Genomic DNA, 14344 nt, shown 5'->3' on the forward strand with positions numbered 1-14344 from the left:
TACTGCAGGGGGGACCCTGTGGGAGAGTAGGACGCCGCCGAACTAATTGTGGGGAAAGCCCCGTGCCGATGGCACGGGGCTTTCTGCATTTCTGGGTAATGCCGACCCCTGTGTACGCGCCGACTCGTACGGACGGTAGGGTCATGGAGCATTGTTCGTACGTGACCGCAGGAGGCCCAGGGTGGAGGTTCAGGAGACCCGCGTTCAGACGGACCGGGTGCTCACGATTCCGAACATCCTCAGCATGGCACGGCTTGTCGGCGTGCCCCTTTTCCTGTGGTTGATCCTCAGGCCGGTGTTCGGTGGGCCCAACAGTGACGGCTGGGCCCTGCTGGTGTTGGCGCTGAGTGGTGTCAGCGACTATCTCGACGGCAAGCTGGCTCGTCGATGGAATCAGGTCAGCAGCCTCGGTCGGCTCCTTGACCCGGCCGCGGACCGGTTGTACATCCTCTCGACATTGGCCGGGCTGACCTGGAGGGAGATTCTCCCTCTCTGGCTCACTGCCGCGCTCTTGGCGCGCGAGCTGCTGCTCCTGGTGATGGTGGGCATTCTCAGGCGGCACGGCTATCCGCCGCCGCAGGTGAACTTCCTTGGCAAAGCGGCGACGTTCAACCTCATGTATGCGTTCCCGCTGTTGTTGCTCAGTGACGGAACCGGCTGGGTGGCGTCACTCGCTGCTATTTTCGGATGGGCGTTCGCCGGATGGGGTACAACGCTGTACTGGTGGGCAGGAATCCTGTACGTGGTTCAGGTCCGCCGGGTTATCAGGGCGGACGCCATGGCCGATTAAGCCTGCCGGTGGGGCGGCCGTATCGCGGCTGTTGGCTCGCAACCTGAGCTTAGGCGGGCCTGTCTGACGGGCTAAGTCGGCAAGACAGTCGTCTCTTCAAGGAGGACGCTTCCGACATGAAGGCCGTCGTGATGGCTGGCGGTGAAGGCACTCGCCTTCGCCCCATGACCTCGAGTATGCCCAAGCCGCTTCTGCCCGTGGCCAATCGGCCAATCATGGAGCATGTGCTGCGGCTGCTCAAGCGGCATGGGCTCTCCGAGACCGTCGTAACTGTCCAGTTCCTGGCGTCGCTCGTCAAGAACTACTTCGGAGATGGTGAAGATCTCGGAATGGAGCTCACCTATGCCAACGAGGAGAAGCCACTCGGCACCGCCGGCAGCGTGAAGAACGCGGAGGAAGCACTCAAGGACGACGCGTTCCTCGTCATTTCCGGTGATGCGCTGACCGACTTCGACCTCACCGAGCTCATCAATTTCCATAAGGAAAAGGGAGCGCTTGTCACCGTCTGTCTGACACGCGTGCCGAATCCGCTGGAATTCGGTATCACGATCGTGGACGAGCACGGGAAGGTCGAGCGGTTTCTCGAGAAACCGACATGGGGTCAGGTCTTCTCGGACACCGTCAATACGGGCATCTATGTCATGGAGCCCGAGGTGTTCGACTATGTCCAGGCCGATGTGCCCGTCGACTGGTCCGGTGACGTCTTTCCTCAGCTCATGAAGGAAGGCAAGCCGATCTATGGGTATGTGGCCGAGGGGTACTGGGAGGACGTCGGTACCCACGAGAGCTACGTGAAGGCCCAGGCCGATGTCCTCGAGGGCAAGGTCGACGTAGACCTGGACGGGTTTGAGATCTCGCCCGGTGTTTGGGTCGCGGAAGGGGCCGAAGTCCATCCGGATGCCGTGCTGCGCGGGCCGCTCTACATCGGGGACTACGCGAAGGTCGAAGCCGGCGTGGAGATCCGGGAGCACACCGTGGTGGGCTCCAATGTGGTCGTGAAGAGCGGGGCCTTTCTACACAAGGCGGTGGTGCACGACAACGTGTACATCGGCCAGCAGTGCAATTTGCGAGGCTGTGTCGTCGGTAAGAACACCGACGTCATGCGGGCCGCGCGGATCGAGGACGGCGCGGTCATCGGGGACGAGTGTCTGGTGGGCGAGGAATCCATCGTCCAGGGCAACGTGCGCGTCTACCCCTTCAAGACCATCGAGGCCGGTGCCTTCGTCAATACCTCGGTCATCTGGGAGTCCCGCGGACAGGCCCACCTCTTCGGCGCCCGGGGCGTTTCCGGCATTCTCAATGTCGAGATCACGCCGGAGCTCGCGGTCCGGCTCGCCGGGGCGTATGCGACAACTCTCAAGAAGGGGTCGACCGTTACCACCGCGCGAGACCACTCGCGGGGTGCCCGGGCCCTGAAACGTGCGGTGATTTCCGCGTTGCAGGCCAGCGCCATCGACGTACGCGATCTGGAGAACGTACCGCTGCCGGTGGCCAGGCAGCAGACGGCGCGAGGCAGCGCCGGCGGGATCATGATCCGGACGACCCCAGGGGTTCCGGACTCCGTCGACATCATGTTCTTCGACGGCCGCGGCGCCGACCTGTCGCAGGCCGGGCAGCGAAAGCTCGACCGGGTGTACGCGCGTCAGGAGTACCGTCGTGCGTTCCCCGGAGAGATCGGGGATCTGCGCTTTCCGGCGAGCGTCTTCGACTCGTACACGGGATCGCTGCTGCGGAATGTGGACATCACCGGGATCGCGGAATCCGGGCTGAAAGTGGTCGTCGACGCCTCGAACGGAAGCGCCGGTCTCGTGCTGCCCAGCCTTCTCGGTCGGCTCGGCGTCGACGCCCTGACGATCAACCCCGGCCTCAACGAGGCGCGGCCCACCGAGTCGGCGGAGACGCGGCGGGCGGGGCTCGTGCGGCTCGGTGAGATCGTCGCCTCTGCCCGGGCAGCGTTCGGCGTGCGCTTCGACCCGGTGGGGGAACGCCTCTCGCTCGTCGACGAGAAGGGGCGGATCGTCGAGGACGACCGCGCGCTGCTCGTGCTGCTCGACCTGGTCGCGGCCGAGCGGCGCAGTGGCCGGGTGGCGCTGCCGGTGACCACCACCCGGATCGCCGAGCAGGTGGCGGCGTACCACGGCACGCAGGTGGAGTGGACGACCACATCGCCCGACGATCTGACGCGGGTGGGGCGCGACGACACCACGATCTTCGGTGGTGACGGGCGGGGCGGCTTCATCATTCCGGAGTTCAGCAGCGTATTCGACGGTACGGCCGCGTTCGTACGGCTCATCGGCCTGGTGGCACGTACCCAGCTCACGCTCAGTCAGATCGATGCGCGGATTCCGCGGGCGCATGTGCTGCGGCGGGACGTGGCGACGCCGTGGGCCGTCAAGGGTCTGGTGATGCGGCGCGTGGTCGAGGCGGCGGGGGAGCGGTCGGTGGATACGACCGATGGGGTGCGGGTGGTCGAGCCGGACGGCAGCTGGGTCATGGTGCTGCCCGATCCGGCCGAGGCCGTCACCCATCTGTGGGCCGAAGGCCCTGACGACGCCTCCGCTCAGGCGCTGCTCGACGAGTGGTCCGCCGTGGTGGACAGCGCCGGACACTGACGTAAGGAGTGCCGGTCGGCGGCCTGCGGGGCCGCCGACCGGCGCGCCGGTGGGGCCATTCGGAGGTACGGCCCGCGACGTGCGACGATGTGCGGCATGCCGCAGCAGCCCCCCGTTCGGAGCACATCTTCGCCACCCGCGCGACCTGACGCTTCGATGTCGCTGCTGACCAATGTGATGGATCACAGCCTGGACGACGGCTATGCCGAGGCGGCGGAGCGTAAGCGGAACGAGGGCGGTGGTGGTCTGCCGCGTACCCTGCGGGCGAAGCTCGGCCTCGCCGCCGGTCTCGTGCTCGCCGCGCTCGTGGTGACCGTAGGTGCCGCGCAGGCCCGGATAGCGGCACCGGTCGTGGCCAAGGAACGCGAGGAGCTGATCGACCGCATCGAGCGGGAGACCAGGGCCGCCGACAAGCTTGAGGGCGAGATCGACGGGCTCCGCCAGGAGGTCGGGCAGCGGCAGCGTCAGGCACTCGAGAAGGCCGGTGGTGACCAGGGCGGGCTTGTGGAGCTGCTCGCCGGTGCCACGGAGGTGCACGGTCCCGGCGTGAAGCTGGTGATCGACGACGCCAAGGCCTCCGGCGGGAGCGGCGACGGGCCGCGCGGGGACACCGGGTTCTCCGACAACGGCCGGGTACGGGACCGGGACATGCAGCAGGTCGTCAACGGCCTCTGGCAGTCCGGCGCCGAGGCCGTCGCCATCAACGGTCAGCGGCTCACCTCGCTCTCGGCGATCAGGGCCGCGGGCGACGCCATACTGGTCGACAACAGGCCCTTGGCACCGCCGTATACGGTGCTCGCGGTGGGGAACGGACAACGGCTGAGCACCAGGTTCCAGGACAGCCCCGACGGCCAGTACCTGCACGCGTTGCAGGAGAACTTCGGTGTCAGGACCAGCATCTCCGCAGAGGAAGAGGTACGGCTGCCCGCAGCGCCGAGCCTGACCGTACGTACCGCACAGCCGCAAGCAGGAAAGGGCACATCGTGATCGCCGTACTGGGCCTCGTCGTGGGAGTGGTGGTCGGACTCTTGGTCCGGCCCGAAGTGCCCGCGGTGGTCGAGCCGTATCTCCCGATCGCCGTGGTGGCGGCGCTTGACGCGGTGTTCGGGGGGCTGCGCGCGATGCTGGACGGCATCTTCGACGACAAGGTGTTCGTCGTGTCCTTCCTCTCCAATGTGGTCGTGGCGGCGCTGATCGTGTTCCTCGGCGACAAGTTGGGGGTCGGGGCGCAGCTCTCGACCGGTGTCGTCGTGGTGCTCGGCATTCGGATCTTCTCCAACGCCGCCGCGATCCGTCGGCACGTGTTCCGGGCGTGAGGCCGATGAGCAGGGAACTGCCGCCGGAGCAGCCGCGTAAGGCCGACGACGCCAACGACAAGCACAAGGTCCAGGTCAAGGGCGCGGGAAGCGACGCGGCCGCGCCCGCTTCCGAGCCTGCGCAGGCCGACGAGACGCCCGAGGTCACCGAGGCCGCGGAGTCCGCAGCGCCTGCCGCGTCCGCCGCGGATCAGCTCACCGGCCGCCAACGGCTCGCGGAGAGCCTGTGGCCGCCCAAGGTGTCACGGGCCCAACTCATCGTCGCCGTACTGCTGTTCGTTCTCGGCCTGGGCCTCGCCATCCAGGTGCGCTCGAACAGTGAGAGCAGTGCGCTGCGCGGAGCACGTCAGGAAGATCTTGTTCGCATCCTCGATGAACTGGATGACCGTACTCAGCGTCTAGAAGACGAGAGGCGGCGACTCGACGACCAGCGGACCGAGTTGGAGAACAGCTCGGACCAGGCCGAAGAGGCGCGCAAGCAGACGTTGGAGAAGGAGCGGCAGCTCGGTGTCCTGGCCGGCACGGTCGCGGCGCGGGGCCCGGGGATCTCGATGACCATCACCGACAGCAAGGGCACGGTCGAGGCCGACATGCTCCTCGACGCCGTGCAGGAGCTGCGCGCGGCCGGGGCGGAGGCGATTCAGATCAACGACGCCCGGGTGGTTGCCGAGAGCTACTTCGAGGACGGGGCGGGCGGTGTCCGGGTGGACGGACGCAAGCTGCGGTCCCCGTATGTGTTCAAGATCATCGGCAAGCCGCAGGACCTCGAGCCCGCGCTCAACATCCCTGGAGGTGTGGTGCAGACGCTGGAGAAGGAGCAGGCGATGGTCGCGGTGGTCCGGGGCGAGAGGATCGTCGTAGATGCCTTGCGACGGGCGAATCGTCCTGACTACGCTCGGTCGTCTTCGCAGTGAGGCGGGGCGTATGAGGGCAGTTGTGCAAGGACATGAGGTTGCGGGGGGTCGACGCACCGTAAGTGTGGTGCGTGGTGGAAACTGTCCGGAGGATGCGGACGTTATAAGGATGTCTGTGCTCCCGACGTATGCCGGTGTGTGCATTCAGGGTTCGTCCTGCCCCACGGGCGGGTCTGTTTCGGTCAAGGGGAATCGCCCGTGAAGTTGTTTGCGAAGTTGTTCGGCAAGAGCGGCCGCGAGGACGGTGCCGACGCCACCGCCCGGCACCGCGCGCCGCGGCACGGTGAGGCCGAGGAGCAGGGAGCGGGTCGCCCGCTCTTCCGCGATCAGGTCGACGGAAGTGCGGGGGGTGACCTTGCGGGTGCTCACGGTGCTTCTTCTGTTGACCCTGCCGCGCCCGGCCGCATAGGTTTCGAGGATCCGTCAACCTCAAGTGCGGGTGGAGACTTTGCCTCCGGCCCGTCGGCGTCCAACGGCCCCGGGGCCCAGTCGCGGCAGGAGGATCCCTTGCCGGTTTGCAGCAGGTGCGGGCACCGCAATGCCGAGGCCAGCCGCTTCTGTTCCCACTGCGGTGCGCCGCTGCGGGGCGGGGCGGCGCCGGAGCGTCCGTCCGAGACGACCTCGACGATCTCGATCTCGGGGATCGAGGCGTACGACTCGGAGACCACCGGTCAGACGCCGACACCGGCGCTCTCCCCGGAGGCACAGGCCGCCGTCGACGCTCTGCCGCTGGGCTCGGCGCTCCTGATCGTGCGCCGCGGGCCGAACTCGGGCAGCCGCTTCCTGCTTGACGGCGAACTGACCACGGCCGGGCGGCACCCGCAGAGCGACATCTTCCTTGACGACGTGACGGTGTCGCGCCGCCATGTGGAGTTCCGCCGCGGCGCCGACGGCGTCTTCACCGTCGCCGACGTGGGCAGCCTCAACGGCACGTACGTCAACCGGGAGCGGATCGACTCGGTCACGCTCGCGAACGGTGACGAGGTGCAGATCGGCAAGTACCGGCTGGTCTTCTTCGGGAGCCAGCGGGCTATCTGACCCGCCCCGGACTCCGTCCGGGGGACCACCAGGGAAGGTCCATGCGTCATACAGCGAAGGGCGGTGCCGGTGACGGCACCGCCGCCGCGGACGGCCGCCTGGTCAGCATCGGTACGGTGCTGAATCTGCTGCGCGAGGAATTCCCCGAGGTAACGATCTCCAAGATTCGCTTCCTGGAGGCCGAAGGTCTGGTCGAGCCGCAGCGCACGCCGTCCGGATACCGCAAGTTCGGACCCGCGGACGTGGAGCGGCTCGCCCAGGTGCTGAGGATGCAGCGCGATCACTATCTGCCACTCAAGGTGATCAGGGAGCACCTCGACGCCCTGGGCCGCGGTGAGCAGGTCCAGCTGCCGACGGTCGGGGACCAGCGAGGCCCCCAGGAGGGCGCTGAGGGCGCTCCCGAGCCCGCCGAGCACACCGCCGCGGTCATCGGCCGCGCGGAGCTTCTCGCGGGCGCAGAGGTCGACGAGGCGGACCTGGCCGAGTGGGAGTCGTACGGTCTGATCGCGCCCGGCGCCGACGGCGCGTACGACATCGAGGCCGTCACGGTCGCCAAGCTGATCGCGGAACTCGGTGGCCATGGCATCGAACCACGCCATCTTCGGGCCATGAAAGCGTCCGCGGAGCGCGAGGCGGGACTGGTCGAACAGGTGGTCGCGCCGCTGCGCCGACACCGGAATCCGCAGACCAGAGCCCATGCGGAGGCCCGTACCAAGGAGCTGGCGCAGCTCACCATACGGCTGCACGCGGCCCTGGTCCGGCAGGCTCTGGGCGTCCGCCGGGACTGACTCGGACGGAGCTCGACTACCCAAACCTGCCGAGCACGGCCTAGGGTTGCTGTGTGAATGAGCTCGACGTCGTCGGTGTCCGGGTCGAAATGCCCTCCAACCAACCGATCGTGCTCCTGCGTGAAGTGGGAGGCGACCGGTACCTCCCCATTTGGATCGGACCGGGGGAGGCGACCGCCATTGCCTTCGCTCAACAGGGCATGGCGCCTGCCAGGCCGCTCACCCACGATCTGTTCAAGGATGTGCTCGAGGCCGTGGGCCAGGAGCTCACCGAGGTACGCATCACGGACCTCCGGGAAGGCGTCTTCTACGCGGAGCTGGTGTTCGCGAGCGGCGTCGAGGTCAGTGCGCGCCCGTCCGACGCCATAGCGCTCGCGCTGCGCACCGGAACGCCGATCTACGGCAGTGACGGTGTGCTCGATGACGCGGGGATCGCCATTCCGGACGAGCAGGAGGACGAGGTCGAGAAGTTCCGCGAGTTCCTCGACCAGATCTCGCCCGAGGACTTCGGGACCAACAGCCAGTGAAGGGCCGCTGAGCCGCCAGGGCAGCCCCGGCGGCTCATTCGAGCAGCCGTTCCACGCCGGAGCCCGGCGTAAACCACTCTCGGGGTGATTATCACTCGGCGTGCCGAGTGTGGCGTTCGTTGACGCACCTATGGGTACTCCCTACCGTCGAGAAGGCAGGTCAAGGACGGAGGTCGGCGTGAGAAGCAGCGGCGACGGTATGGCGGCGGGTGGTCCCTATCCGCTCCACGGCAGCGCGGCCGGTCACGCTCCGCTGCGGCCTGAGGTGGTGGCCCAGGACGCCGGTGCGGCGTTCGAAGGCGTGGGATATCGAGGGCCCACGGCATGTGCGGCGGCCGGGATCACCTATCGGCAGCTCGACTACTGGGCGCGGACCGGCCTGGTGGAGCCCAGCGTGCGGGCCGCCTACGGCTCCGGTACGCAGCGGCTGTACAGCTTCCGGGACGTGGTCGTCCTGAAGATCGTGAAGCGCTTCCTGGACACCGGGGTCGGGCTCCAGAACATTCGTACGACCGTCCAGCACTTGCGGGACCGCGGGTTCGCGGATCTTGAGCGCATGACGCTGATGAGCGACGGCGCCACGGTGTACGAGTGCTCCTCGCCGGACGAGGTCGTGGATCTGCTGCAGGGCGGGCAGGGTGTCTTCGGCATCGCCGTGGGTGTGGTGTGGCGGGACGTCGAGGCGGCGCTCTCGCAGCTGCACGGGGAGCGCATCGACACCGGCGAGACGCTGATCGGGCACAACCCCACCGACGAGCTGGCGCAGCGTCGCAACCGCGCGGGGTGAGCGCGGCGCCCTCGTAAGGCGTGGCGGCCAAGGCGTGGCGGCCAAGGCGTGGCGGCCCGATTGTCAGTGGTGTAGGGCAGCATCGGTCTTGTGAGATCGACGCCCACGATTCTTCATCTGGACATGGACGCCTTCTACGCTTCGGTGGAGCAGGCGGCCAAGCCCAGTCTGCGCGGGAAGGCCGTGGTCGTCGGCGGCATCGGGCCGCGTGGGGTGGTCGCCACGGCGTCGTACGAGGCCCGGAAGTTCGGGGTGCACTCGGCGATGCCGGTGGCGCAGGCGCGTCGGCTCGCGCCGAACGCGGCGTATCTGATGCCGCGGTTCGGGCTCTACCGGGACATCAGCGAGCAGGTCATGAGGCTGCTGCGGGAGCTGTCGCCGCTGGTCGAACCGCTCAGCCTGGACGAGGCGTTCGTCGACCTGGAGGCCGGGGGCGTGGCCTGGGACGGGGTGTCCGCGCGGGCGGTGGGTGAGCGGCTGCGCGCGGACATACGGGCGGTCACGGGGCTCACCGGCTCGGTAGGGCTCGCCGCGTCCAAGATGCTGGCGAAGATCGCCTCGGAGGAGGCCAAGCCGGACGGGCTCGTGCTCATCGTCCCGGGCACGGAACGGGAGCTTCTGGCGCCGATGTCCGTGCGTACGTTGCCCGGGGTCGGGCCGGTGACCGGGGACCATCTGCGGCGGGCCGGGATCACCACGGTCGGGGAGATCGCCGAGGCGGGCGAGGACGAGCTCGTACGGCTGCTCGGGAAGGCACACGGCACGCAGCTGTACGCGATGGCCCTGGCGCGGGACGAGCGGGACGTGGTGGCCGAGCGGGACACGAAATCGGTGTCCGTGGAGGACACGTACGACGTGGACATCCACGACCGGGTGCGGGTGCGCCTGGAGGTCGCCCGGCTTGCGGACCGCTGTGTGCAGCGGCTGCGGGCATCCGGGCACTCCGGGCGGACCGTGGTCCTGAAGGTCCGGCGCTACGACTTCTCGACGCTGACCCGCTCCGAGACGCTGCGCGGGCCGACCGACGACCCGGGGGTGGTGCGGGAGGCCGCGGCGCGGCTGCTCGAGGGCGTGGACACCACGGGCGGGGTGCGGCTGCTCGGGGTGGGGGTGTCCGGTCTCGCCGACTTCACGCAGGAGGACCTGTTCGCACAGGCCCAGGCTGCGGAGGCGGCGGCTGAGGCGGCTCAGGCTGAGGTTCCGGGGGAGGCCGGGGGCGCGGAGGGCGATTCCGCGGTGGGTGGGGGCGGTAACGGTGGCGGTGCGGCCGCACCTGCGGGAGACGGGGCGGAGGACGCCGGTGCTGCCGAGGTGTCCGGGGAGCGGCGCTGGCACGCCGGGCAGGACGTGCTGCATGCCGAGTACGGGCCGGGGTGGGTGCAGGGCAGCGGCCTTGGCCGGGTGACGGTGCGCTTCGAGACACCCGGGTCGTCGCCGGGGCGGGTGCGGACGTTCCGGAGCGATGATCCGCTGTTGCGGGTCGGTGAGCCGTTGCCGTTGGTGACGGCTCGGGGCGTTGTCGCGGGGGAGGAGGCGGATGGTTCGGAGGGGGCCTCAGGGGTGACTGCCAGCCCGTCCGGCGTTTGAGGACGAGCCCTGCTCAGAGGCGACAGGGCAGGGGGCCTGGGGGCGCAGCCCCCAGGCGAGGGCACCGGGCCGACGGCGCGGATGCGTGATCCGTAAAGCCAGATCCGTACCCGATCCGTAAAGCCAGGCTCGTACACGATCCGTATGGCAGGCCCGTACGTGATCCGTAAAGCAGGCCCGTACGGGGCACAGGCCTCACGGCGGCTTTGGGCCGGAGTCCGGGCTTCCGCGGGAGTTCGAGGGGCCCGGCCCCTCGTCACGGGTCTCCGTGCCGGCTACGTGGCCGAAGTTGTGGTTGGGCGGCGGTGGCGCCGAGACGTCGATGCCGTAGTGGTGGTAGAGCTGAAGCTCTTGTTCCGGCGACAGGTGGCGGCCGACGCCGAAGTCCGGGGCGTCCTTGATCAGGGCGCGGTCGTACGGGACCTGAAGCGTGCCCTTGACCAGCTCGCTGGGTTCGAGGGGTATGAACGCATCCCGGCTGAACAGGCCGGTGCGTATCGCCGCCCACTCCGGGACGCCGGTGGCATCGTCGAGATAGACCTCGTCCACCGTTCCCAGCTTGGCGCCGTTGCAGTCGAATGCCTTGCGGCCGATCAGACTCCGTGGATCAATGTCGGTCTGCACGGTCCCTCCAAGACGTCGCAACTCCTTCGTCATCACTACGAAAGAGCACATTGCGGCACGTGGCCAGTCGAGCGCGAGAGAGGTGGGCGTCGGTCCAGTGTCCAGGGATACCCCGGGAGGGCGCTGGTAGGCTGGCCAGCGGCTGCTGACCCCATGCGGGAGAGCTCTCCGGTTGACAGGCCGCATAGGCCCGACTACTGGAGGCGCCGAAGGAGCAAATCCTCCCCGGAATCTCTCAGGCCCCCGTACCGCGTGGATGAGGTCACTCTGGAAAGCAGGGCGGGCGTCGACGGCATCCGCTCTCACCGACGGTGAAAGCCGGTCGCGGTACGTGACCGGTGAAGCTCTCAGGTTGAGATGACAGAGGGGGAGGCCGTCCGGGTGCCCGCGCCGTGGTGCCCCTCGTAGGTCGCATAGACCAGGAGGCCTTCCGCAATGACCGCCAACCGCATTCCGCTCTCCCAGCTGGAGCGAGGCATCCCCTTCGAGCAGCGTCACATAGGGCCCGATGGCGAGGCCCGGGCCAAGATGCTCGCCCAGGTCGGATACGGATCGCTCGACGAACTGACCGCCGCCGCCGTGCCGGATGTGATCAAGAGCGCCGAGGCGCTCGACCTGCCCGACGGGCGCAGCGAGGCCGAAGTCCTCGCCGAACTGCGCACGTTCGCGGACCGCAACCAGGTCCTCACGTCCATGATCGGCCTGGGCTACTACGGCACCTTCACGCCGCCGGTGATCCTGCGCAACGTGATGGAGAACCCGGCCTGGTACACCGCGTACACGCCGTACCAGCCGGAGATCTCGCAGGGCCGCCTCGAGGCGTTGCTCAACTTCCAGACGACCGTGGCCGACCTGACCGGCCTGCCGACCTCCGGCTCCTCGCTGCTCGACGAGGGCACCGCGGCCGCCGAGGCGATGGCGCTGTCCCGGCGCGTGGGCAAGGTCAAGGACGGTGTCTTCCTGATCGATGCCGATGCCTTGCCGCAGACCATAGCGGTGATCGAGACGCGGGCCGAGCCGACCGGCGTCGAGGTGGTCGTCGCCGACCTGTCGCAGGGCATCCCGGCCGAGGTCGCCGAGCGCGGGGTGTTCGGCGTGCTGCTCCAGTACCCGGGCGCCTCCGGTGCCGTGCGGGACCTCAAGCCGGTGATCGAGCAGGCGCACGAGCTCGGCGCGATCGTCACCGTCGCCGCCGATCTGCTCGCGCTCACGCTGCTCACCTCGCCCGGCGAGCTCGGCGCCGACATCGCGGTCGGTACGTCGCAGCGCTTCGGCGTGCCGATGGGCTTCGGCGGGCCGCACGCCGGCTACATGGCGGTGCGCGACAAGTTCGCGCGCAACCTGCCCGGCCGCCTCGTCGGCGTCTCCGTGGACGCGGACGGCGACAAGGCGTACCGCCTCGCCCTGCAGACCCGCGAGCAGCACATCCGGCGCGAGAAGGCGACCAGCAACATCTGCACCGCACAGGTGCTCCTCGCCGTCATGGCCGGGATGTACGCGGTGTACCACGGGCCGCAGGGCCTCAAGGACATCGCCCTGCGCACCCACCGTTACGCCGCGATCCTCGCCGAGGGGCTGCGCGCGGGCGGCGTCGAGGTCGTGACCGGGCAGTTCTTCGACACGGTCACCGTGCGGGTGCCGGGGCGGGCCGCCGAGGTCGTCGCGGCCGCGCGCGAGGGCGGCGTCAACCTGCGCCTGGTCGACGCCGACCAGGTCTCGCTGGCCTGTGACGAGACCACCACGCGGGCCCAACTGGCCGCCGTGTGGGCCGCCTTCGGCGTCGAGGCCGACCTCGCCGACGTCAACGCCCTGGACGCGAGCGTCGCCGAGGCGCTGCCGGAGGACCTGCTGCGCGCAGACGAGTACCTGACGCACCCGGTCTTCCACCAGTACCGCTCCGAGACCGCGATGCTCCGCTACCTGCGCCGCCTCGCGGACCGGGACTACGCGCTCGACCGGGGCATGATCCCGCTGGGCTCCTGCACCATGAAGCTCAACGCGACCACCGAGATGGAGGCCGTCACCTGGCCCGAGTTCGGTGCCCTGCACCCCTTCGCGCCCGCCGACCAGGCCCAGGGTTACCTCACGCTCATCCGTGAGCTGGAGGAGCGCCTCGCCGAGGTCACCGGGTACGACAAGGTGTCGCTTCAGCCCAACGCCGGTTCGCAGGGCGAGCTCGCGGGCCTGCTCGCGGTGCGCGGCTACCACCGGGCCAACGGCGACGAGCAGCGCACCGTCTGCCTCATCCCCTCCTCCGCGCACGGCACCAACGCCGCCAGCGCGGTGATGGCCGGGATGAGGGTCGTGGTCGTCAAGACCGCGGACGACGGCGAGATCGACGTCGAGGACCTGCGCGCCAAGATCGAGCAGTACCGCGACGAGCTGGCCGTCCTCATGATCACGTACCCCTCGACGCACGGCGTATTCGAGGAGCACGTCGCCGACATCTGCGCCCAGGTGCATGAGGCGGGCGGCCAGGTGTACGTCGACGGGGCCAACCTCAACGCGCTTGTGGGGCTTGCCGAGCCGGGCAAGTTCGGTGGCGACGTCTCGCACCTCAACCTGCACAAGACGTTCTGCATCCCGCACGGCGGCGGCGGTCCGGGCGTCGGCCCGGTCGGGGTGCGCGAGCACCTGGCGCCGTATCTGCCCAACCACCCGATGCAGCCCGCCGCGGGCCCCGAGACCGGCGTCGGCCCGATCTCTGCGGCGCCGTGGGGCTCGGCCGGGATCCTGCCGATCTCGTGGGCGTACGTACGACTCATGGGCGGCGAGGGCCTCAAGCGGGCCACGCAGGTCGCGGTGCTCGGTGCCAACTACATCGCCAAGCGCCTGGAGCCGCACTACCCGGTGCTCTACACCGGCCCCGGCGGGCTCGTGGCGCACGAGTGCATCATCGATCTGCGGCCGCTCACCAAGGCCACCGGTGTGACGGTGGACGACATCGCGAAGCGGCTCATCGACTACGGCTTCCACGCGCCGACGATGTCCTTCCCGGTTGCCGGGACGCTGATGATCGAGCCCACCGAGAGCGAGGATCTGGCCGAGCTCGACCGGTTCTGCAGCACAATGATCGCTATACGGGCGGAGATTGAGAAGGTCGGCTCGGGCGAGTGGCCCGCGGACGACAACCCGCTGCGGAACGCGCCGCACACCGCCGCCGTCCTCGCGGGCGACTGGGAGCACCCGTACGCGCGCGAGGAGGCCGTGTTCCCGGCCGGTGTCTCCAAGGCCGACAAGTACTGGCCGCCGGTGCGCCGGATCGACCAGGCGTACGGCGACCGCCACCTGGTCTGCTCCTGCCCGCCCCTGGAGGCGTACGACAGCTGACGGGCACGCGTGAGGGCCGGTGCGGAGATCG

General features: G+C 68.9%; 12 protein-coding genes and 1 riboswitch. Of the genes, 11 read left to right on the plus strand and 1 reads right to left on the minus strand.

Translation table 11 applies throughout. The annotated features are described in order from the left end of the window. Nucleotides 1–181: 181 nt before the first annotated feature. The 10 genes from ACWD10_RS34465 to ACWD10_RS34510 all read left to right on the plus strand — a co-directional run bounded on the left by ACWD10_RS34465 (nt 182) and on the right by ACWD10_RS34510 (nt 10359). On the plus strand, nt 182–790 hold the full coding sequence (locus ACWD10_RS34465; protein ID WP_451097626.1) for a CDP-alcohol phosphatidyltransferase family protein: 609 nt from the start codon (nt 182–184) through the stop codon (nt 788–790). Between the two features lie 116 nt (nt 791–906). Next, on the plus strand, nt 907–3402 hold the full coding sequence (locus ACWD10_RS34470; RefSeq protein ID WP_451097627.1) for a sugar phosphate nucleotidyltransferase: 2496 nt from the start codon (nt 907–909) through the stop codon (nt 3400–3402). A gap of 87 nt (nt 3403–3489) precedes the next feature. Beyond that, nucleotides 3490–4389, plus strand: coding sequence for a DUF881 domain-containing protein (locus ACWD10_RS34475; protein WP_451097628.1), 900 nt, complete (start codon nt 3490–3492; stop codon nt 4387–4389). After that, nucleotides 4386–4718, plus strand: a complete 333-nt coding sequence (locus ACWD10_RS34480) for a small basic family protein (RefSeq protein WP_019708255.1) — start codon at nt 4386–4388, stop codon at nt 4716–4718. The genes ACWD10_RS34475 and ACWD10_RS34480 overlap by 4 nt, the downstream gene beginning before the upstream one ends. Before the next feature lie 5 nt (nt 4719–4723). Beyond that, nucleotides 4724–5632, plus strand: coding sequence for a DUF881 domain-containing protein (locus ACWD10_RS34485; protein WP_451097629.1), 909 nt, complete (start codon nt 4724–4726; stop codon nt 5630–5632). Nucleotides 5633–5713: 81 nt separating this feature from the next. Then, a complete protein-coding gene (locus ACWD10_RS34490; RefSeq protein ID WP_451097662.1) occupies nt 5714–6670 on the plus strand; it encodes an FHA domain-containing protein in 957 nt (318 codons plus the stop codon). A 41-nt stretch (nt 6671–6711) separates the two neighbouring features. After that, nucleotides 6712–7458, plus strand: coding sequence for a transcriptional regulator FtsR (gene ftsR, locus ACWD10_RS34495; RefSeq protein WP_451097630.1), 747 nt, complete (start codon nt 6712–6714; stop codon nt 7456–7458). Between the two features lie 53 nt (nt 7459–7511). Next, the gene (locus tag ACWD10_RS34500) at nt 7512–7985 is read left to right on the plus strand and encodes a bifunctional nuclease family protein (RefSeq protein ID WP_006123076.1); all 474 of its coding nucleotides are present in this window, start codon (nt 7512–7514) and stop codon (nt 7983–7985) included. Between the two features lie 178 nt (nt 7986–8163). After that, the gene (locus ACWD10_RS34505; RefSeq protein WP_451097631.1) at nt 8164–8772 is read left to right on the plus strand and encodes a MerR family transcriptional regulator; all 609 of its coding nucleotides are present in this window, start codon (nt 8164–8166) and stop codon (nt 8770–8772) included. Between the two features lie 90 nt (nt 8773–8862). Then, the gene (locus ACWD10_RS34510) at nt 8863–10359 is read left to right on the plus strand and encodes a DNA polymerase IV (RefSeq protein ID WP_451097632.1); all 1497 of its coding nucleotides are present in this window, start codon (nt 8863–8865) and stop codon (nt 10357–10359) included. A 195-nt stretch (nt 10360–10554) separates the two neighbouring features. On the opposite strand, the gene ACWD10_RS34515 is transcribed toward ACWD10_RS34510, so the two are convergent. Further along, on the minus strand, nt 10555–10983 hold the full coding sequence (locus ACWD10_RS34515; protein ID WP_451097633.1) for a PRC-barrel domain-containing protein: 429 nt from the start codon (nt 10981–10983) through the stop codon (nt 10555–10557). A 146-nt stretch (nt 10984–11129) separates the two neighbouring features. Further along, a riboswitch (glycine riboswitch) is annotated at nt 11130–11244 on the plus strand. A gap of 174 nt (nt 11245–11418) precedes the next feature. On the opposite strand from ACWD10_RS34515, the gene gcvP reads away from it, so the two are divergent. Beyond that, on the plus strand, nt 11419–14313 hold the full coding sequence (gene gcvP, locus ACWD10_RS34520) for an aminomethyl-transferring glycine dehydrogenase (RefSeq protein WP_451097634.1): 2895 nt from the start codon (nt 11419–11421) through the stop codon (nt 14311–14313). The last annotated feature ends 31 nt before the right edge of the window (nt 14314–14344 follow it).

This window comes from Streptomyces sp. NPDC002851, assembly GCF_053591935.1.

What these genes read in the sequence shown, in the direction of transcription:
- ACWD10_RS34470 (WP_451097627.1), top strand. Translation starts at nt 907, where the DNA reads ATGAAGGCCGTCGTGATGGCTGGCGGTGAAGGCACTCGCCTTCGCCCC.
- ACWD10_RS34475 (WP_451097628.1), top strand. Translation starts at nt 3,490, where the DNA reads ATGTGCGGCATGCCGCAGCAGCCCCCCGTTCGGAGCACATCTTCGCCA.
- ACWD10_RS34485 (WP_451097629.1), top strand. Translation starts at nt 4,724, where the DNA reads ATGAGCAGGGAACTGCCGCCGGAGCAGCCGCGTAAGGCCGACGACGCC.
- ftsR (WP_451097630.1), top strand. Translation starts at nt 6,712, where the DNA reads ATGCGTCATACAGCGAAGGGCGGTGCCGGTGACGGCACCGCCGCCGCG.
- gcvP (WP_451097634.1), top strand. Translation starts at nt 11,419, where the DNA reads ATGACCGCCAACCGCATTCCGCTCTCCCAGCTGGAGCGAGGCATCCCC.